Origin of the sequence: Actinomadura sp. 3N407, from assembly GCF_052245875.1 — a bacterium.
Lineage (GTDB): Bacteria > Actinomycetota > Actinomycetes > Streptosporangiales > Streptosporangiaceae > Spirillospora.
Genome location: NZ_JBQQBP010000030.1, coordinates 36,669 through 56,050 on the forward strand (window position 1 = coordinate 36,669; position 19,382 = coordinate 56,050).

The 19,382-nt window shown below is 70.7% G+C and carries 15 protein-coding genes; 8 read left to right on the top strand and 7 right to left on the bottom strand.

Going from position 1 to position 19,382, the window contains the following annotated elements:
- Positions 1-82: 82 nt before the first annotated feature.
- Positions 83-2,728 carry a valine--tRNA ligase gene (locus ACTWPP_RS41505; RefSeq protein ID WP_443109970.1) on the bottom strand — a complete coding sequence of 882 codons (2,646 nt, stop codon included), beginning with the start codon at positions 2,726-2,728 and terminating at the stop codon, positions 83-85.
- 283 nt (positions 2,729-3,011) lie between these two features.
- On the opposite strand from ACTWPP_RS41505, the gene ACTWPP_RS41510 reads away from it, so the two are divergent.
- From ACTWPP_RS41510 to ACTWPP_RS41520, 3 genes are all read left to right on the top strand, one after another.
- A complete protein-coding gene (locus tag ACTWPP_RS41510; RefSeq protein WP_443109971.1) occupies positions 3,012-3,653 on the top strand; it encodes a hypothetical protein in 642 nt (213 codons plus the stop codon).
- A gap of 158 nt (positions 3,654-3,811) precedes the next feature.
- Positions 3,812-4,612, top strand: a complete 801-nt coding sequence (locus ACTWPP_RS41515; protein ID WP_443109972.1) for a sensor histidine kinase — start codon at positions 3,812-3,814, stop codon at positions 4,610-4,612.
- Positions 4,609-5,265, top strand: coding sequence for a response regulator (locus ACTWPP_RS41520; protein ID WP_443109973.1), 657 nt, complete (start codon positions 4,609-4,611; stop codon positions 5,263-5,265). The genes ACTWPP_RS41515 and ACTWPP_RS41520 overlap by 4 nt, the downstream gene beginning before the upstream one ends.
- Positions 5,266-5,356: 91 nt before the next feature.
- Here ACTWPP_RS41520 and clpX read toward each other — a convergent pair whose 3' ends face one another.
- The 4 genes from clpX to tig form a co-directional block, all read right to left on the bottom strand.
- Entirely contained in the window at positions 5,357-6,631 is a 1,275-nt protein-coding gene (clpX, locus tag ACTWPP_RS41525; RefSeq protein WP_443109974.1) for an ATP-dependent Clp protease ATP-binding subunit ClpX, read from the bottom strand.
- A gap of 173 nt (positions 6,632-6,804) precedes the next feature.
- Positions 6,805-7,467 carry an ATP-dependent Clp protease proteolytic subunit gene (locus ACTWPP_RS41530; RefSeq protein ID WP_443109992.1) on the bottom strand — a complete coding sequence of 221 codons (663 nt, stop codon included), beginning with the start codon at positions 7,465-7,467 and terminating at the stop codon, positions 6,805-6,807.
- A gap of 146 nt (positions 7,468-7,613) precedes the next feature.
- Positions 7,614-8,246: a ClpP family protease gene (locus ACTWPP_RS41535; RefSeq protein ID WP_443109993.1), complete on the bottom strand. Its 633-nt coding sequence runs from the start codon at positions 8,244-8,246 to the stop codon at positions 7,614-7,616.
- Between the two features lie 273 nt (positions 8,247-8,519).
- A complete protein-coding gene (tig, locus tag ACTWPP_RS41540; RefSeq protein WP_443109975.1) occupies positions 8,520-10,043 on the bottom strand; it encodes a trigger factor in 1,524 nt (507 codons plus the stop codon).
- Between the two features lie 321 nt (positions 10,044-10,364).
- Here tig and ACTWPP_RS41545 point away from each other — a divergent pair, with 321 nt between their 5' ends.
- Positions 10,365-11,549, top strand: coding sequence for a hypothetical protein (locus tag ACTWPP_RS41545; RefSeq protein WP_443109976.1), 1,185 nt, complete (start codon positions 10,365-10,367; stop codon positions 11,547-11,549).
- Positions 11,550-11,617: 68 nt separating this feature from the next.
- Here the strand turns inward: ACTWPP_RS41545 and ACTWPP_RS41550 are convergent, their stop codons facing one another.
- On the bottom strand, positions 11,618-14,113 hold the full coding sequence (locus ACTWPP_RS41550; RefSeq protein ID WP_443109994.1) for a Tex family protein: 2,496 nt from the start codon (positions 14,111-14,113) through the stop codon (positions 11,618-11,620).
- Positions 14,114-14,425: 312 nt separating this feature from the next.
- On the opposite strand from ACTWPP_RS41550, the gene ACTWPP_RS41555 reads away from it, so the two are divergent.
- Together ACTWPP_RS41555 and ACTWPP_RS41560 are read left to right on the top strand one after the other, a co-directional pair.
- Positions 14,426-15,733, top strand: coding sequence for a sensor histidine kinase (locus ACTWPP_RS41555; protein WP_443109977.1), 1,308 nt, complete (start codon positions 14,426-14,428; stop codon positions 15,731-15,733).
- The gene (locus ACTWPP_RS41560; protein ID WP_443109978.1) at positions 15,685-16,329 is read left to right on the top strand and encodes a LuxR C-terminal-related transcriptional regulator; all 645 of its coding nucleotides are present in this window, start codon (positions 15,685-15,687) and stop codon (positions 16,327-16,329) included. The genes ACTWPP_RS41555 and ACTWPP_RS41560 overlap by 49 nt, the downstream gene beginning before the upstream one ends.
- 31 nt (positions 16,330-16,360) lie before the next feature.
- Here the strand turns inward: ACTWPP_RS41560 and ACTWPP_RS41565 are convergent, their stop codons facing one another.
- A complete protein-coding gene (locus ACTWPP_RS41565) occupies positions 16,361-16,780 on the bottom strand; it encodes a cupin domain-containing protein (RefSeq protein WP_443109979.1) in 420 nt (139 codons plus the stop codon).
- A 61-nt stretch (positions 16,781-16,841) separates the two neighbouring features.
- On the opposite strand from ACTWPP_RS41565, the gene ACTWPP_RS41570 reads away from it, so the two are divergent.
- A complete protein-coding gene (locus ACTWPP_RS41570) occupies positions 16,842-17,318 on the top strand; it encodes a MarR family winged helix-turn-helix transcriptional regulator (protein ID WP_443109980.1) in 477 nt (158 codons plus the stop codon).
- 194 nt (positions 17,319-17,512) lie between these two features.
- Positions 17,513-19,339: a glycosyl hydrolase family 18 protein gene (locus ACTWPP_RS41575; RefSeq protein ID WP_443109981.1), complete on the top strand. Its 1,827-nt coding sequence runs from the start codon at positions 17,513-17,515 to the stop codon at positions 19,337-19,339.
- The last annotated feature ends 43 nt before the right edge of the window (positions 19,340-19,382 follow it).

Genomic DNA, 19,382 nt, shown 5'->3' on the forward strand with positions numbered 1-19,382 from the left:
GCCGGCAAGCCCCGGGGGCACACCCGGGATCGTAACCGCGACGGACGGGGCACGCCGTCCGTTCGCCGGGTCAGCTCCCCTGTCAGCCCGCGGGAAGGGCGGTCAGCTGCGACTCCAGCCGGCTGATGTCGGCCTCGGCCTGCGCGAGACGCTGCCGGTTCTTGGCGACGACGGCCTCGGGCGCCTTCGCCATGAACGCCTCGTTGCCGAGCTTGCGGGTCGCCTGCTCGACCTCCTTGCGGGCGGCGGCGAGGTCCTTCTCCAGCCGCTTGCGCTCCGCGGCCACATCGATGGCCCCGGCGGTGTCGAGCCGGACGGTGACGCCTTCGGCGGGCAGGGACGCGGTGGCGGAGAACCCGGCGCCCGGCTCCGTCAGGCGCAGCAGCGAGCGGACGCCCTCCTCGTGCGCGGACAGCGGCGAGGTGCCCCACTCCAGCGTCGCGGCGACCTTCTGGCCCGGCTTGAGGCCCTGGTCGGCGCGGAACCGGCGGACCTCCGTGACGAGACGCTGCAGCGACTCGATGACGGCCTCGGCGTCCCGGTCCGTGCGTGCGGGCTCGGCGGACGGCCACGGCGCGGTGACCACGGTGCCGGCACCGGAGGTGGATTCGGGCGGTGCGGTGCACAGCGCCGTCCACAGCTCTTCGGTGACGAAGGGGATCACCGGGTGCAGCAGCCGCAGAAGCTTGTCGAGGACCTCGCCCAGGACACGGCGCGTGCTTTCGGCCCGTTCGTCGGCCAGCTGGACCTTCGCCAGCTCCACGTACCAGTCGCAGACCTCGTCCCATGCGAAGTGGTACAGCGTCTCGCACGCCTTCGCGAAGTCGTAGGCCTCCAGGTAGGAGTTCACCTCGGCGATGACGGACTGAAGGCGCGACAGGATCCAGGCGTCCACGGTGGACACCTCCGCGGGCATCTCCCCGCGGACGTGCGCGCCGTTGATGAGCGCGAACCGCGTCGCGTTCCACAGCTTGTTGCAGAAGTTGCGCGAACCCTGCGCCCACTGCTCCGCCACCGGGACGTCGCCGCCCGGGTTCGCGCCGCGCAGCAGCGTGAAGCGGGTCGCGTCGGCGCCGTACGCGTCGATCCAGTCGAGGGGGTCGATGACGTTCCCGAACGACTTGGACATCTTCTTGCCGAACTGGTCGCGGACCATCCCGTGCAGGGCGATGGTGTCGAACGGCTGGACGCCGTCCATCGCGTACAGCCCGAACATCATCATCCGGGCGACCCAGAAGAACAGGATGTCGTAGCCCGTGACCAGGACGGACGTCGGATAGAACCGCTTCAGCTCGGGCGTCTCGTCGGGCCAGCCCAGGGTGGAGAACGGCCACAGCGCCGAGGAGAACCACGTGTCGAGGACGTCGGTGTCCTGCGTCCAGCCGGCGGGCGGCTCCTCGCCGGGGCCCGGGCAGACGACCGCGCCGTCCGGCCCGTACCAGACGGGGATGCGGTGCCCCCACCACAGCTGCCGGCTGATGCACCAGTCGTGCATGTTGTCGACCCACTCGAAGTAGCGGGCCGCCATCTCCGGCGGGTGGATCGTGACGCGGCCGTCCCGGACGGCGTCGCCGGCGGCCCGCGCCAGCGACTCGACCTTCACGAACCACTGCAGCGACACGCGCGGCTCGACGACCGTGGCGCAGCGCTGGCAGTGCCCGACCGAGTGCGCGAAGGGGCGGACCTCCTTGACGATCCGGCCCTGCTCGCGCAGCGCCGCCACGACCGCCGGGCGCGCCTCGAACCTGTCGAGCCCCTCGAACGGGCCGGACGCGGTGACGACGCCGCGCTCGTCCATGACCGACAGGGACCGCAGCGAATGCCGGCGGCCGATCTCGAAGTCGTTCGGGTCGTGCGCCGGGGTCACCTTCACCGCGCCCGTCCCGAACTCGGGATCGACGTGCTCGTCGGCCACGACCGGGATGCGGCGGCCGGTCAGCGGAAGCTCGATCTCCCGGCCGATCAGGTGCGCGTACCGGGCGCCCCCGGGGTGGACGGCCACGGCGGTGTCGCCGAGCATCGTCTCCGCCCGCGTGGTCGCCACGACGATCTCGTCCTCGCCGGAGCCGTACCGGATCGACACCAGCTCGCCCTCGACGTCCTCGTGCTCGACCTCGATGTCGGACAGGGCGGTCAGGCAGCGCGGGCACCAGTTGATGATGCGCTCGGCCCGGTAGATCAGCCCGTCGTCGAACAGCCGCTTGAAGATCGTCTGGACGGAGGCGGCACGTGCGTCGTCCATCGTGAACGCCTCGCGCGTCCAGTCGACGCTGTCGCCGAGCCGGCGCATCTGGCCGAGGATCCGGCCGCCGGACTCCGCCTTCCACTGCCACACCCGCTCGGTGAACGCCTCGCGTCCGAGGTCGTGCCGCGACACGCCCTCCTTGGCCAGCTCGCGCTCCACCACGTTCTGGGTGGCGATGCCGGCGTGGTCCATGCCCGGGAGCCACAGGGTCTCGTGGCCCCGCATCCGGTGCCACCGGACGAGGGTGTCCTGGATCGAGTGGTCGAGGGCGTGTCCCATGTGCAGCGAGCCGGTGACGTTCGGCGGCGGGATCACGATCGAGAACGGGGGCCGGTCCGCGGCGCGCCCCGGGTCGGCGGTGAACAGCCCCTCCGATACCCACCGTTCGTAGAGCCGGCCCTCAACATCCGCCGGTCGGTACTGGGTGGGCAGGTCGACGTCCGCGGCGGCCCCCTGGCCGCGCTCAGTGCTGGGCTGTGTCACGGCTGACGATTCTACGGGGATCGGAAAGGTAGAACGCCCCGGGCCGCTCCCGCGTCCGATAGTCGACCGCGTGTGGGCACGCTCCCACATCCGCACCCGCCCACCCGCGCACGGCGTCAGGACAAGGAGTCCCATGAGCAGTTGGAACCCCCCGCCCACCGGCCCGCCCGGTCCACCGAGGCCACCCGGTCCGCCTGGGCCGCCTGGGCCGCCTGGGCCACCTGGGCCACCTGGGCCACACCCGCCCGGTCCCCCGGGTCCGTACGGCATGCCGGGACCGGGCATGCCCATGCCGCCGGGCGGGCCGCGCCGCAAGCGCGGCCCCGGCCTGCTCATCGGCCTGCTGGCCGGTGCGTTCGTGCTGGTGCTGGTGCTCAGCGGCGGCGGCGTCGCGTTCTATCTCGCGAGCACGAGCCACGAGCTCTCCACCCCCTCCAGGGCGGGCGGAATGACCCTCGACAACAGCTATGACAAAGGGGCGGACGACCTCGCGGACACCATGCGCAGGGTGATGCGCAGCAGCACCACCCCCTCGAACGCCGACTGGGCGGACGGGGTGTACCGGGACGGCGACCTGGCGTTCCTGTTCATCGGGTTCAGCGGCGAATACGAGCGGGACAGGCTCATCAGCCAGTTGCACTTCCATCTCCGCAACGCGCTCAGCACGGACGACGTCCGCGTCACCAGCAGGATCTGGGAGATCGCCGACTCGGGCGGGGACGGCACGGGGCTGTGCGGGCGCCTGACCGCGGCCGCGAAGAGCCGCTACTCCTACACCTCTATCTGCGGCTGGTCGACCAGGACGACGTTCGCGCTGGTCATCCCGGCAGGTGGGAAGGTCAGCAGGGGGAACGAGCCGCCGGAGTACAAGGTCGCGGGACTGCAGCGTGTGATGCGCGCCCTCCGCGAGGACGTGGAGGACTGACAGGAACGGATGGAACCGGACGCATCTCCAGCGGCCCCTCGCCCCCAGAGAGCGGTTTCCCGTGAGGGTCGGGACACAGGTCACCTGACACCGGGTCGCCCCGCCGGAAAGGGTGATGGTGAACGCCCGCGACGGCGGGGCGGAAGGAGAGGGACGGGATGCGAGCGGTACTGGCACGCGCCGCCGTGCTTGCCGGCGCGTTCACCGCGGGGGCCGTGGCGGCACGTGCCGCGACCATCCCTCACCTCCGCCGCCTCACCGCCGACCTGCAGCGCTCCCGGGAGCGGATCCTCGCCAGCCGGGAGGAGGAGCGGCGGCGGCTGCGGCACGACCTGCACGACGGGCTCGGGCCGACACTGGCCAGCCTCGCGATGTCGCTGGACGCGGCGCGCATCACGCTGGCCGGCGAGCCGGAGCGGATGGACCCGCTGCTCGCCGACGTCCGGGACCGGCTGGCGACGGCCGTCGGGGAGATCCGCGACCTCGCGCACGGGCTGCGCCCGCCCGCCCTGGACGACCTCGGGCTCGTCGCGGCCATCGAGTCGTTCGCCGAGGGCTGCTGCGAGCGGGTGGTCGTGCGCTTCGACGGCGAGCACCTGGAACTGCCCGCGGCGGTGGAGGTGGCGGCGTACCGGATCGTGCAGGAGGCCCTGACGAACGTCCGGCTGCACGCGCCCGGGGCCACCGCGACGGTCCGGCTGTCCCGCGACGCCGACTTCCGGCTCGTGGTCGCCGACACCGGGCCGGGCCTGCCCGACGCCGCCCGCAACGGCGGCCAGCCGAGGTCCCGGCGCGGCATGGCCGCGATGAAGGAATGGGCCGCCGAACTCGGCGGCAGCTGCACGATCACGTCCCGGAACGGCGGCGGAACCGTGGTCTCGGTCCGGCTCCCGCTCGCCGCCGCGGAGACCGCCGCCGGGTATCATCGTCCTTCGACCGGAAGAGGCGGACGTCAATGACCGAGAACATCCGGGTTCTCATCACCGACGACCACCCGGTGTTCAGGCAGGGCCTGAAGGGGCTGCTGCACGCACTGGGCGTGGAGGTCGTCGGCGAGGCGGAGAACGGGCCGGACGCGGTGCGGCTGGCCGCGGAACTGCAGCCGGACGTGGTCGTGATGGACCTGCACATGCCCGGCGGCAACGGCATCGAGGCCACCCGGACGATCACCCGGACGAGCCCGCGCATCGGCGTGCTGGTGCTGACGATGTTCCGCGACGACGACTCCGTCTTCGCGGCGATGCGCGCCGGTGCCCGCGGCTACCTGCTGAAGGAGTCGGGCGCCGAGGAGATCGCCCGCGCCGTGCGGGCCGTCGCGGCGGGCGAGGCCATCTACGGGCCCGAGATCGCCCGCCGCGTGCTGACCTACTTCACCGACATGCCCGACCCGCGGCGGGCCGCGTTCCCGGAGCTGACCGAGCGGGAGCGGGAGGTCCTCGAACTGATCGCGCAGGGCCGCAGCAACGCCGAGATCGCCGGGACGCTTTTCCTCAGCCAGAAGACCGTCCGCAACCACGTCTCGAACATCTTCATGAAGCTGCACGTCGCGGACCGCGCGCAGGCCATCGTCGTCGCCCGCGAGGCCGGCCTCGGCGAATCCAGCCGCCGCTGACGCCCCGGGCACGCGAAACGCCCCCGGCCACCGGCCGGGGGCGCCTCTCTGTCCTACGCCGGCTGGACCGCGCCGGACTAGGCCGAGCTGACTATGCCGACTTCTCCCTCGGCTCACGCTTGGGGCGGTCGCGGGGGACGAGAGTCGGGTTGACGTGCTCCAGGACGGCCTCGCGGGTGATGACGACGCGGGCGACGTCCTGACGGCTCGGCACCTCGTACATCACCGACAGGAGCACTTCCTCCATGATGGCGCGCAGGCCGCGCGCGCCGGTACCGCGAAGGATCGCCTGGTCGGCGATCGCCTCCAGGGCGTCGTCGGTGAACTCCAGGTCGACGCCGTCGAGTTCGAAGAGGCGATGGTACTGGCGTACCAGCGCGTTCTTCGGCTCGGTGAGGATGTTGATCAGGGCCTCGCGGTCCAGGTTGTGCACGGAGGTGATCACCGGGAGCCGGCCGATGAACTCGGGGATCAACCCGAACTTCAGCAGGTCCTCGGGCATCACCTCGCCGAACACCGCCGACGACTCCTCGAAGTCGGACTTGGAGCGGATCTGCGCACCGAAGCCCATGCCCTGCTTGCCGACCCGGGACTCGACGATCTTCTCCAGGCCGGCGAACGCGCCGCCGCAGATGAACAGCACGTTGGTGGTGTCGATCTGGATGAACTCCTGGTGCGGGTGCTTGCGGCCGCCCTGCGGCGGGACGCTCGCGGTGGTGCCCTCCAGGATCTTCAGGAGGGCCTGCTGGACGCCCTCGCCCGAGACGTCCCGCGTGATCGACGGGTTCTCGCTCTTGCGGGCGACCTTGTCGACTTCGTCGATGTAGATGATCCCGGTCTCGGCCTTCTTGACGTCATAGTCGGCCGCTTGGATCAGTTTGAGGAGGATGTTCTCGACGTCCTCCCCCACATATCCGGCCTCCGTCAGCGCCGTGGCGTCCGCGATGGCGAACGGGACGTTGAGGAGTTTGGCGAGCGTCTGCGCGAGGAGCGTCTTGCCCGACCCGGTGGGGCCCAGCAGCAGGATGTTGGACTTGCCGATCTCGACCGGGTCGTCCCTGCCGGTGTCGCCCGACTGGATCCGCTTGTAGTGGTTGTAGACGGCGACGGACAGCGCCTTCTTCGCCGTGTCCTGCCCGATGACGTAGGAGTCCAGGAACTCGTAGATCTCCCGCGGTTTGGGCAGGTTGTCCCACTTGAGGTCGGAGGTCTCGGAGAGCTCCTCCTCGATGATCTCGTTACAGAGATCGATGCACTCGTCGCAGATGTACACGCCCGGACCCGCGATGAGCTTTTTGACCTGCTTCTGGCTCTTCCCGCAGAACGAGCACTTCAGCAGATCACCACCGTCGCCGATGCGTGCCACCCAACTGTCTCCTTTTCGTGGGGCCGCCCGCCTTGGAGGATGCGGCGCAGCTCGGTTGCGTCCCGAAGGCTCTCGACGTTGGACTCGACGTTACCGCCTCCAACGGACTTGGAAAGCCCCTCGCCCGGAAGTGTGGCGGCCGGGCTCGGGGATCTCCTCGTCCTCGTGTCGTCTCAGGACGACACTACCTCGGCCTTGCGCTTCCTGCTGGCGAAGACATCGTCGATGAGACCGTAGTCCTTCGCCTCGTCCGCCGTGAGGATCTTGTCGCGTTCGATATCGCGGCGCACCTCGTCGATGGTCCTGCCGCTGTGCTCGGCCAGGATGCTCTCCAGCAGCTCGCGGATCCGCATGATCTCGCGCGCCTGGATCTCTATGTCGCTGGACTGGCCGTAGGTGCCCTCGGTCGCGGGCTGGTGGATCAGTATCCGCGAGTTGGGCAGCGCGGCCCGCTTGCCCGGCGTCCCGGCCGCGAGCAGCACCGCGGCGGCCGATGCGGCCTGGCCGATGCAGACGGTCTGGATGTCGGGCTTGACGAACTGCATCGTGTCGTAGATCGCCGTCATGGCGGTGAACGAGCCGCCGGGCGAGTTGATGTAGATGCTGATGTCGCGGTCGGGGTCGATCGACTCCAGCGTGATCAGCTGCGCCATCACGTCGTTGGCGGACGCGTCGTCGATCTGCACGCCGAGGAAGATGATCCGCTCCTCGAACAGCTTGTTGTACGGGTTCATCTCCTTGACCCCGTACGTGGTGCGCTCGACGAACGACGGAATGATGTAGCGGCTCTGCGCCGGTGCCGGGGCCTCGCCCGCCTGCACGCCGGGCCGGGTCAGATCACTGAAGCCGGGTCGGATGAGGTCGCTCACTGTGTGCCTCCGATAAGTGAACAGTGTCTTCTGGGAGACGCCCCCCGGACCCCCGCAGGGGGGTGGTCGGACGATCCTCGCTCGCTGGCGCTCGCTGCGGTCATCCACCCACCTCAGGAGACGGTGCCCTCGGAGGGCACCTGGTTGGCACTGAGCACCACGTGGTCCACCAGCCCGTAGTCCTTGGCCTCGTCGGCGGTGAACCAGCGGTCGCGGTCGGAGTCGCGGTCGATCTGCTCGAGCGACTGGCCGGTGTGTTCGGCGATCTTCTCGGCGAGCGTCTTCTTGACGTACAGCATCTGCTCGGCCTGGATCTTGATGTCGGAGGCCGTGCCGCCGATGCCGCCCGACGGCTGGTGCATCATGATGCGCGCGTGGGGCAGGGCGTAGCGCTTGCCCGTGGTCCCGGCGCACAGCAGGAACTGGCCCATCGACGCGGCCAGGCCCATGCCCACCGTGACGATGTCGTTCGGGACGTACTTCATGATGTCGTAGATCGCCATGCCGGCGGTGACGGAGCCACCTGGCGAGTTGATGTAGATCGTGATGTCGCGCCGGCCGTCCTCGGCCGACAGCAGCAGGAGCTCGGCGCAGATGCGGTTGGCGATATCGTCGTCGACCTGCTGGCCGAGGAAGACGATGCGTTCGCGCAGCAGGCGCTGGAACAGCTGGTCGCCCAGAGGCGACAGGGGCGCCTCGGCGACCCGCGCCTGGATCCGCGACGACTCGTCGAAAGTCGGAGGCATGCTCACCGGTGTTCCTCCGGTCCTTTTTAATCGGTTCGGATGATTGGACATTAACGCGCGCACGGGCCCGCTTAAGCCCGGGAGGCCGCCTTTTCGCCAGGGGCGTACCCGCGCGGCGCCGGATGCCTCCCGACACTCCCGGCGATCTTCATGAAGGCGGCATCCCCCGGGGGACGCCTCCCACACCCGGTTTCGGCCCGCCCAAAGGAGACGCCCCGCACCCGGTGACCGGATGCGGGGCGTGCCCGATGCTCGGAGAACGTCCAGAACGTCTCAGGAGTCCTTGTCCTGCGCGTCCTTCGCCTCAGCGGCCGGGGCCTCCTCAGCGGTGTCCTCGGCCGTCTGCGCGGGCTCCTCGCCGGCGTCCGCGGCGGCCTCGGCGTCGGTGCCCTCGGTGGCCTCGGCGTCCTCGGCGGTCTCGGTCGCCTCCGCGGTCTCGGCGTCCTCGGCCTGGACGGTCTCGCCCGTCTCGCCGTCCAGCTCCCGCTGCACGGCCTCGACGTCGATCTCGTTGCCCGACTCGTCCTTGACCGTGACGTGCTCGACGACGAGGTTCAGCGCCTTGCTGCGCAGCACCTCCGAGACGATCGCCGGGAGCTGGTTGTTCTGCGTGAGGTACTCGGCGAGCTGCTGAGGCTGCACGCCCATCTGCATCGCCTGCGTGACGACGTACTCGCTGAGCTCCTCGTTCTCGACGTTCAGCTCCTCCTGGACGGCGAGCTGGTCGAGCACGAACCCGCCCTTGACCGCGAGCCGGGCCGCGTCGGCGACCTCGGTGTCGAACTCCTCCGCGGTCTTCTCCTCGCCGGACAGGTAGTCGTCCTTGGACATGCCCGCCATCTGCAGCTGCTGCTCCAGCTGCTGGTTGCGGCGGTCGATCTCCTCCTCCACGACCTTGTCGGGAAGCGGGATCTCGACCTTCTCCAGCAGCGCTTCGAGGGCCTTGTCGCGCGCGTCGGACAGCTGCTGCATCCTCACCTGCCGGCCGAGCCGCGTCCGGACGTCGTCGCGGAGCTCGCCGATGGTGTCGAACTCGCTGGCGAGCTGGGCGAACTCGTCGTCCAGGTCGGGCAGGTTCTTCACCTTGACGCCCTGCACGGTGACGGTGATCTCGGCCTCCTCGCCGGCGTGCTCACCGCCGGCCAGGGTGCCGGTGAACGTCGTTTCCTCACCGGCGGCCAGGCCGATGAGCGCCTCGTCCAGGCCCTCGACGGCCGACTTGCTGCCGACCTCGTAGGAGTAGCCGCTCGTGGAGGCGTCCTCGATCTCCTCCCCGTCGATCCTGGCGACCAGGTCGACGGTGGCGAAGTCGCCCTCCTCGACGGCCCGCTCGGCGTTGGTGAGGGAGGCGAACCGCTCGCGCAGGTTGCCGATCGTCTCCTCGACCTGCTCGTCGGTGACCTCGGCGTCGTCCACCACGACCTCGAGGCCGTCGTAGTCGGGCACCTCGAACTTCGGCCGGATGTCGACCTCGGCGGTGAACGCGAACTGGGTACCGTCCTCCAGCTCGGTCACCTCGACGTCGGGCTGCCCGAGCACGAAGATCTCGGACTCCTCGACGGCGCGGCCGTACAGCTCGGGAAGCGCGTCGTTGACCGCCTCCTGCAGGACCGCACCCCGGCCGACGTACTTGTCGATCAGCGGGGCGGGGACCTTGCCGGGCCGGAAGCCCTTGATCCGCACCTGCTGCGAGATCTCCTTGTACGCCTTGTCGAGGTTCGGCTTGAGCTCGTCGAACGGAACCTCGACGGTGAGCTTGACCCGCGTGGGGGTCAGCTCCTCGACATCGGTCTTCACTGGGGTAGGTCTCCTTGATCGGGCGCTGTCTCGGCCGCGGCGTTCGACGCGTATTTCTTCTTGCCTTCGAGCTTGTTGCCTGCGAGGCCTCGGCCTGCACGCCTACGGGCCCGATACCCGGTCCGTCTGCGTCGTCACTCAGCCGGTCAGTCTCCCAGCGGCGCGGGCACGCCGAATACGGCTCCGCGCCTTCGCGCGGCCAAGTCTATGGGGTAGCGGCGCCGTGTGCGGACATCGGACGCCCACAAGACCGGCGAATCCGCGTCAACGTTCCCGCACGGGCAGTGACACAGGGCATCGAAAGCCCCATACTCATCCGGGATGAACGGGATAGCTGCGGCCTTCAGTGCGACCGGTCTCTACTACCTCGGGTTCGCCGTCTTCAAGCTGGCGGCGGACCGGATGGCCCCGCTCCGGGGCAACCGCATCCTGCACATGATCTGGACGATCGTGAGCAACTGGATCTTCCTGATCGCCCTCGCGATCGTGCTCGGCGGCCTCAGCCTGCAGATCCTCGCGCTGAGCATGCTGCCGCTGTCGACCGCCGTGCCGATCTTCATGTCCGGCATCGTTCCGCTGCTGCTGATCGCGCTGGTGTTCTTCGGCGAGCGCCTCACCCCGCGCGAGTGGCTGAGCCTGGTGCTGATCGGCGCGGCGATCCTGCTGCTGACCGCGTCGCTCAGCGGGGACGAGCCGATCAGTTCGGCGGACGCGCCGCTGTGGAAGATCGCGGTGGTGGTCGCCCCGGCGGTGCTGGTGCCGGTGCTGATCCTGGTGCTCGGCGACTACCGCCCGGACGGCCGGCACGCCCGCCCCGTCACCGGGATCGCCTACGGGCTCAGCTCGGGCTTCCCGGTCGGCACCGCCGAACTGGCGATCAAGGGGTGGAGCGACCACGCCGACGCCACCGGCCTGCGGATCGCGCTGACGCCGTGGCCGTATCTGACGGTGCTCTCGGCGGCCATCGGGTTCGGGATCATGGTCATGGCGTTCCAGCGCTGCCGGGTGTCGATCGTGGCGACCGTGATGACGGTCAGCGCCAAGACGTACCTGCTGGCGATGGGCACGTTCATGTACGAGGAGCCGTGGCCGCGGGACGCGGCGTACTCCGCGATGCGGCTCGGCGCGCTGACGCTGGGCGCGATCGCCGTCCTGCAGTTCCCCCGGCACCGGCCCATCGAGGAAGAGCCCCGCGACTCCCGCGAGGACGTCTCTTCCACGCACGACCCGTTCGGCGGTTCCGCGCTGGGCGGGCCCGCGCTCGGGGGCCCGCAGCCACGCCACGCCGACCAGCCGTTCCCCGGACATGCGGAGCAGCAGCAGGCCGGGGACGGGATGCCGCAGCCTTCGGTGCCGCCGCAGCGTTCCCCGTACGCGCAGGACCCGCTCGGCCAGGGCCCGTACAACCGGCCGGGGGCCGAGCCGCGGCCGCCGCGTCGTCCCGTCCGTCCGCAGAGCCCCACGGAGACGGGGACCGACGGACGCTGGCGCGGCTTCGGCGACTGACCGGCAACGAGCCGATCCCCCCGGGGCCTCCGGCCTGGAAGACCCGAGGGGAACGCTTCGTCGGAGTGTCAGCGCGGCTTGCGGTCGTCGCCGGGGAGGCCCTTGTCGAGGCCGGCCCGGCGGAGGGCCTCGGCCATCGCGCCGCCGCCGGAGGAGTCACCGCCTCCCTGCCCGCCGCGTCCGCCTCCGCGCTGCCCGCCGCGTCCGCCGCCCTGCCCGCCGCCTTGGCCGCCGCGTCCGCCGCCTTGGCCGCCCTGCCCGCCGCGTCCGCCGCCGCGGTTCTGGCGGCCGCCCCTGTCGCGCTGCTCGCCGCGACCGCCACCGCCGTGCTGGTCACGGCCGCCCTGCTGGTCACGGCCGCCCGGCCTGTCGCCGCCCGGCTCATCGTCCAGCCGGAGCGTGAGCGAGATGCGCTTGCGCTGCAGGTCGACGTCCAGCACCTTGACGCGGACGATGTCGCCCGGCTTGGCGACATCGCGCGGGTCGGACACGAACTTGTCGGACATCGCGGAGATGTGGACGAGCCCGTCCTGGTGGACGCCGACGTCCACGAAGGCGCCGAACGCGGCGACGTTGGTGACCACGCCCTCCAGGATCATGCCGGGTTCGAGGTCGGCGAGCTTGTCGACGCCCTCCTTGAACGTGGCCGTCTTGAACGCCGGGCGCGGGTCGCGGCCGGGCTTCTCCAGCTCGGTGAGGATGTCGGTGACGGTCGGCAGCCCGAACGTGTCGTCCACGAAGTCCGACGGCTTCAGGGAGCGCAGCGCGGCCGTGTTGCCGATGAGTCCCTTCACGTCGTTGCCCGCCGCGTCCAGGATCCGGCGGACGACCGGGTACGCCTCCGGGTGCACGCTGGAGGCGTCGAGCGGGTCGTCCCCGCCGGGGATGCGCAGGAAGCCCGCGCACTGCTCGAACGCCTTCGGGCCGAGCCGCGGGACGTCCTTCAGCCCGCCGCGGGTCCGGAACGGGCCGTTGGTGTCGCGGTGGGCCACGATGTTCTCCGCGAGCCCGTCGCCGATGCCCGACACGCGGGTGAGCAGCGGCGCGGACGCGGTGTTGACGTCGACGCCGACGGCGTTCACGCAGTCCTCGACGACCGCGTCGAGCGAACGGGACAGCTTCACCTCGGAGATGTCGTGCTGGTACTGCCCGACGCCGATCGACTTCGGGTCGATCTTGACCAGCTCGGCGAGCGGGTCCTGGAGGCGGCGGGCGATGGAGACGGCGCCGCGCAGCGAGACGTCCATGCCGGGCAGTTCGCGTCCGGCGTACTCCGACGCCGAGTACACCGACGCGCCGGCCTCCGACACCATGATCTTGGTGAGCTTGAGGTCGGGGTGCCGGGCGATCAGGTCGGCGGCGAGCTTGTCGGTCTCCCGGGAGGCGGTGCCGTTGCCGATGGAGACGAGATCGACCTTGTGCTCGCGGGCGAGGCGGGCGAGCGTCTCGATCGACTCGTCCCACTTCCGGCGCGGCTCGTGAGGGTAGATCGTGTCGGTGGCGACGGCCTTGCCGGTGGAGTCCACGACGGCGACCTTGACGCCGGTGCGCAGGCCGGGGTCCAGGCCCATCGTCGCGCGGGTCCCGGCGGGCGCGGCGAGCAGCAGGTCGCGCAGGTTCGCGGCGAACACGCGGACCGCCTCGTCCTCCGCCTCCTGCCGGAGCCGGGTGCGCATGTCGATGCCGAGGTGGACGAGGATGCGGGTGCGCCACGCCCAGCGGACGGCGTCCGACAGCCACTTGTCGGCCGGACGGCCCTGGTCGGTGATCCGGAACCGGCGCGCGATCTCCACCTCGTACGAGCTGCGCGCGCCTTCCTCTCTGCCCTTCTCACCGCCCGAACCCGCCTCGTCCTCGGGCTCCAGGTCGAGGTCGAGGACCTCTTCCTTCTCGCCGCGGAACAGCGCGAGGACGCGGTGCGAGGGCAGCCTCGTGAACGGCTCGGCGAACTCGAAGTAGTCGGAGAACTTCGCGCCCGCCTCCTGCTTGCCGTCCCGGACCCGGGAGACGACCCGGCCCCGGTTCCACATGCGTTCGCGGAGGGCGCCGATGAGGTCGGCGTCCTCGGCGAAACGCTCGACGAGGATGGCCCGCGCGCCCTCCAGCGCGGCGGCCGCGTCGGCGACGCCCTTCTCCGCGTCCACGTACTCGCCGGCGGCGGCCTGCGGATCGTGGGACGGGTCGTCTAGCAGCAGCACGGCGAGCGGTTCGAGGCCGGCCTCGCGGGCGATCTGCGCCTTGGTCCGCCGCTTCGGCTTGTACGGCAGGTAGATGTCCTCCAGCCGCGCCTTGGAATCGGCCGCCACGATCCGGGCTCTGAGCGCGTCGTCGAGCTTGCCCTGCGACTCGATCGACTCCAGGATCGCGGTGCGGCGCTCGTCCAGCTCGCGCATGTAGCGCAGCCGCTCCTCCAGCGCGCGCAGCTGCGCGTCGTCGAGGGTGCCGGTCGCCTCCTTGCGGTAGCGGGCGATGAACGGGACGGTCGCCCCGCCGTCGAGCAGGTCCACCGCGACCCGCACCTGCCCCTCGCCGACGCCGATCTCCTCGGCGATGCGCTGGGTGATGGGCCGGACCCCGGGCTGCGTGCCCTGCTGGCCGGTGGACGTCTGGCTGGTGGTCGCTGTCACAGCTTGGATTCGCTTTCTCCCCTGGATGTCAGCGTGCATTGTCCAGGGAACGGGCCTCGTTGTCTTGTCACCGCGTTGTCTTGTTACCGCTCGATGTCCGCCGGACACGTGGTCGCGCCGGGCGCCAGGTAGGTCTAAGCCCCCTGCTGCGGCCCGCAAGAGGGGGCCTAGCACCCCCGAGCCCTGGATGGGAACAGACCACAATGAGGGGGTCGGGGTTTACCGGAGAGAACGCCCACGGAGGACCAGGTGAGCGAACGCCAGCGCGTCGTCGAGCTACTCGGAGAGTATGCGCGGCGTGCCTTCACGAGCTTCGTCCGCGGGGTCGTCCAGATCGTGCTGGCGTTCACGGTGAACCTGCCGCTGTTCATCCTCGCGGTGTTGTCGCTCGTTTTCATCCCGCTGGGCGTCGGGGTCGTCCTCACACCGGTCGTGTTCCAGGCGATCCGCACGATCGCCAACCAGCAGCGGGTGTGGGCGGCCGAATGGTCGGACGTGGAGATCGCCGTCCCGTACCGGCCGGAGCCGCCGGGCGGGCTCGGCCCGTTCGCGCGCCTGCGGTGGCTGCTGGCGGACCCGGCGTCGTGGCGCGACCTGCTGTGGACGTTCGTGAACATCCCGGTCGCGCTCGTCCTCGGAATCCTGGCGGGCGGTTTGGCGGTGTACGGGCTGGAAGGGATGTTCGTCGCGCCGTGGTTCGCGCTGTTCGGGAATTTCGGCTGGGGCCCGTTCTGGATGCTGGACGACTACGGGCTGCTCGGCCTCGTCGGCCCGATCGTCCTCGGGGCCGCGATGGTGGTGGCGTCCGTCCCGCTGGGGCCGGTGTTCCTGAGGGCGCACGCGCTGTTCGGCCGGTCGCTGCTCGCGCCGACGCGGGGCGCGCTGACCGAGCGCGTCCAGCGGCTCACCGAGACGCGTTCGGAGACGGTGGACGCCTCCGCCGCCGAGCTGCGCCGCATCGAGCGGGACCTGCACGACGGCGCGCAGGCCCGGCTGGTCGCGCTGAGCATGAACATCGGGCTCGCCGAGGAGATGATGAAGCACGATCCGGAGACCGCGCAGCAGCTGCTCGCCGAGGCCCGCGCCGCCAGCGGGACGGCCCTGACCGAACTGCGCGACCTGGTCCGCGGGATCCATCCGCCGGTCCTGGCCGAGCGGGGTCTGGACGGGGCCGTGCGGGCGCTGGCGCTGAGCCTGCCGCTGCCCGTGGACGTGCGGATCGACCTGGCCGGCCGTCCGGACGCCCCCGTCGAGTCGGCGGCGTACTTCGCGGTGGCGGAGATGCTCGCCAACGTGGCCAAGCACTCCGGTGCGCGGCGGGCCTGGATCCAGATCGAGCACTCCGGCGGCCGGCTGCTTATGATCATCGGGGACGACGGGACGGGCGGCGCCGATCCCGCGCGGGGCTCCGGCATGCGCGGCATCGAGCGCAGGCTCGCGGCCTTCGATGGGACGATGGCCGTGACGAGCCCGCCCGGCGGGCCGACCGTCGTGACCATGGAGCTGCCGTGCGCGTTGTCATCGCCGAAGATCTCGCCCTCCTCCGGGACGGGCTGATCCGCCTGCTCGGCGCGTTCGGGTTCGAGGTCGTCGAGGCCGTCGACAACGGCCCGTCGCTGCTGCGGGCGCTCACCACGCACCGTCCGGACGTGGCGGTCGTGGACGTGCGGCTCCCGCCGACGTTCACCGACGAGGGCCTGAAGGCGTCGCTGGAGGCGCGGCGGGAGATCCCCGGGCTGCCGGTGCTGGTGCTGTCGCAGCATGTGGAGCAGCTGTACGCGCGGGAGCTGCTGTCCGACAGCCGGGGCGGCATCGGCTACCTGCTGAAGGACCGGGTGTCGGACGTCAAGGTCTTCGTGGAGGCGGTGCGGCGGGTCGCGGACGGCGGCACCGCCCTCGACCCGGACGTGGTGTCGCAGCTGCTGACCCGGCACGCCCGCGAGGAGCCGCTGCAGCGGCTGACCCCCCGCGAGCGCGAGGTGCTCGGGCTGATGGCCGAGGGCCGCTCGAACGCGGCGATCGCCGGGCAGCTGTTCGTCACCGAGAAGGCGATCAGCAAGCACACCAACAGCATCTTCGGCAAGCTCGGGCTGCCGCAGTCCGAGGACGACAACCGGCGGGTCCTCGCCGTCCTCGCCTATCTGGGCACCTGACGGCTCGCCTCCGCATCCGCGGCCGGCCAGGTCATCGCGCCCACGGCGGGACGAGCCGCTCGTCGCCCTGGGGAGCGATCTCGCACTTGGTGTCATCGACGACCGCGTCCGGGTCGTAGACGAGGCAGCCCGCGTGGGCGGCGACGACGGCGGTGAAGCCGGTGCCGGGCCGCGAGGTCATCCGGCGCGGTGCGCCGGCGGGCAGGACGACGGTGTCGCCGGGGCCCGCCTCCAGCTTGCGCCCGTCCAGGTCGATGGTGGCCGTGCCTTCCAGGAACGTCCAGACCTGCTCGGTGTCGAACGCGTGCAGCGGGCCGGTCCTGCCCGGCGCCATGTCGACGCGCCAGACGGCGAGGCCCCGCGTGCCGCCCTGGGTGGGCGTCGCGAACGTGGTCATGGTGCCGTTGGGCGTCTCGGTGCGGCGGCTTTCGGTGTCGCGGACGAGCGTCATGAGCCCCGATCCCCTAAGTTGGACAATGTGGTTGTCCATATAGTCAATGAGGTTGTCTTCTATGTCAAGTGACGGCGACGCCCCGGGGTTCGAGCTGCCGCTGCGGCTGTTCCTCGCCTTCCGGGTGATCATCGATGAGCTGCACGCCGAGCTGGCCGGCCAGGGGCATCCGGACCTGCGCCCGATGCACGGCTTCGTGTTCCAGGCGATCGGCCCCGACGGCACGACGGCCGTGGAGCTCGGCCGGCGGCTCGGGGTGTCCAAGCAGGCGGCGGGCAAGATGATCGAGTCGCTGGAGCGGGTCGGCTACGTCGAGCGCACCGCCGACCCGTCCGATGCCCGGCGCAAGATCGTCCGGCTGACGGCGCGGGGCGCGGACTCCCTGGACCGGTCGGCGCGGATCTTCGACCGGATCCGTGACGACTGGGTTCGGCGGCTGGGCGCCGGCCGCGTCCGCGCGATGGAGCACGACCTCCGGCAGGTCACGCCCGCCGACCTGTGGCGGCTCGACTTCCCCGGCTGGTTCGGCATGCCGTGAAGATTCTTTCCGCAACGTCCGCCCGTATGTGCCCAGGCAGCCGCTTAGACCACCCGTTTCCGGCGTTCACGGGCCGTCCCGGACCCCTTGAACGCACCGTTCCACCCGGTTACCATCTGGCCAATTCTTAGGAAACTTTCCTAAGAATTGAGCGGGGATTCCTGTTTGCTCGGGGGCCGAACGAACGGAGAATCATGTCAAGACCGGGCGGACGGCGGGCCATCGCACTCGCCGGCGCGACATCACTGGCGGTGGCCACCGCCCTGCTCACGGCGCCACCGGCGTCGTCGGCCGGGACGGTCACCGCCACCTGTACCAAGACCCAGGACTGGGGCACGGGCTTCGGCGGCACGTGCACGATCACCAACGGGACGGACGCGGCCCTCAACGGCTGGACGCTCGAGGGCGACTTGCCGTCCGGAACCGCCGTGACGTCGGTGTGGAACGCGACCAAGAGCGTCTCGGGCAACCGCTACACCTTCACCAACGCCGGCTGGAACGGAGCACTCGCCGCGGGCGCCGAGACCAGCTTCGGGTTCAACGGAACCGGGCCCGGCTGGTTCACCGGCTGCACGGTCAACGGCGCGGCCTGCGACGGCTCCGGCGGACCCGGCGACGACACCGAGGCCCCCGCCGCCCCGTCCGGCCTGCGCACGACGGGCAAGACCGCCACCAGCGTCTCGCTGGCGTGGAACGCGTCGACCGACAACGTCGGCGTCACCGGGTACGACGTCTACAACGGCGCCGCGAAGGCCGCCTCGGTGACCGGCACCGGCGCCACCGTCGGCGGGCTGTCGGCCGGCACCGCCTACACCTTCACCGTCAAGGCCCGCGACGCCGCCGGGAACAGCTCCCCCGCGTCCGCCTCCGTCTCGGTCACCACCGACGAAGGCGGCGGCGGAAACGCCGGCGAGAAGGTCATCGGATACTTCGCCGAGTGGGGCGTCTACCAGCGCAACTACCACGTGAAGAACATCGAGACGAGCGGCTCCGCCGACAGGCTCACCCACATCAACTACGCGTTCGGCAACGTCCAGGGCGGCAAGTGCACCATCGGCGACGCCTACGCCGCCACCGACAAGGCCTACACCGCCGCCCAGAGCGTCGACGGCGTCGCCGACACCTGGGACCAGCCGCTGCGCGGCAACTTCAACCAGCTCCGCAAGCTGAAGAAGCTGCACCCGGACCTCAAGGTGATCTGGTCGTTCGGCGGCTGGACGTGGTCCGGCGGCTTCGGCCAGGCCGCGCAGAACCCGGCCGCGTTCGCCGAGTCCTGCTACAACCTGGTCGAGGACCCGCGCTGGGCGGACGTGTTCGACGGCATCGACATCGACTGGGAGTACCCGAACGCCTGCGGCCTCACCTGCGACACCAGTGGCCCGCAGGCGCTGGGGAACCTGCTGTCGGCGCTGCGGTCCAAGTTCGGCTCGAACAACCTCGTGACGGCCGCGATCACCGCCGACGCCAGCCCCGGCGGAAAGATGGACGCGACCGACTACGCCGGCGCCGCCCGGTACGTCGACTGGTACATGCCCATGACCTACGACTACTTCGGCGCCTGGGCCGCCCAGGGACCGACGGCGCCGCACTCGCCGCTCACGTCCTACCCGGGCATCCCGCAGCAGGGCTTCAACACCGCCGACACCATCGCCAAGCTGAAGTCGAAGGGCATCCCGGCGAACAAGCTGCTGCTGGGCATCGGCTTCTACGGCCGCGGCTGGACGGGCGTCACCCAGTCCGAGCCGGGCGGGACCGCGACGGGCGCCGCACCCGGCACCTACGAGGCCGGCATCGAGGACTACAAGGTCCTCAAGGGCAGGTGTCCCTCGACCGGCACCGTCGCCGGCACGGCCTACGCCAAGTGCGGCAGCCAGTGGTGGAGCTACGACACACCGTCCACCATCGGCGGGAAGATGGCCTACGCCCAGGACGAGGGCCTGGCGGGCGCCTTCTTCTGGGAGCTCAGCGGCGACACCGCGAACGGTGAGCTGATCACCGCGATCAAGAACGGTCTCGGCTGAGCCGTTCGCCATAGGGGGACCTCCCAGCCCCTCAGGCAGCCGA

Bases quoted from the DNA above. Each gene is read 5' to 3' on its own strand.
- ACTWPP_RS41510 (WP_443109971.1), top strand. From the start codon at position 3,012: ATGCCCATGCCGCCGGGCGGGCCGCGCCGCAAGCGCGGCCCCGGCCTG.
- ACTWPP_RS41515 (WP_443109972.1), top strand. From the start codon at position 3,812: ATGCGAGCGGTACTGGCACGCGCCGCCGTGCTTGCCGGCGCGTTCACC.
- ACTWPP_RS41520 (WP_443109973.1), top strand. From the start codon at position 4,609: ATGACCGAGAACATCCGGGTTCTCATCACCGACGACCACCCGGTGTTC.
- ACTWPP_RS41535 (WP_443109993.1), bottom strand. From the start codon at position 8,246: ATGCCTCCGACTTTCGACGAGTCGTCGCGGATCCAGGCGCGGGTCGCC.
- ACTWPP_RS41545 (WP_443109976.1), top strand. From the start codon at position 10,365: ATGAACGGGATAGCTGCGGCCTTCAGTGCGACCGGTCTCTACTACCTC.
- ACTWPP_RS41565 (WP_443109979.1), bottom strand. From the start codon at position 16,780: ATGACGCTCGTCCGCGACACCGAAAGCCGCCGCACCGAGACGCCCAAC.
- ACTWPP_RS41570 (WP_443109980.1), top strand. From the start codon at position 16,842: ATGTCAAGTGACGGCGACGCCCCGGGGTTCGAGCTGCCGCTGCGGCTG.
- ACTWPP_RS41575 (WP_443109981.1), top strand. From the start codon at position 17,513: ATGTCAAGACCGGGCGGACGGCGGGCCATCGCACTCGCCGGCGCGACA.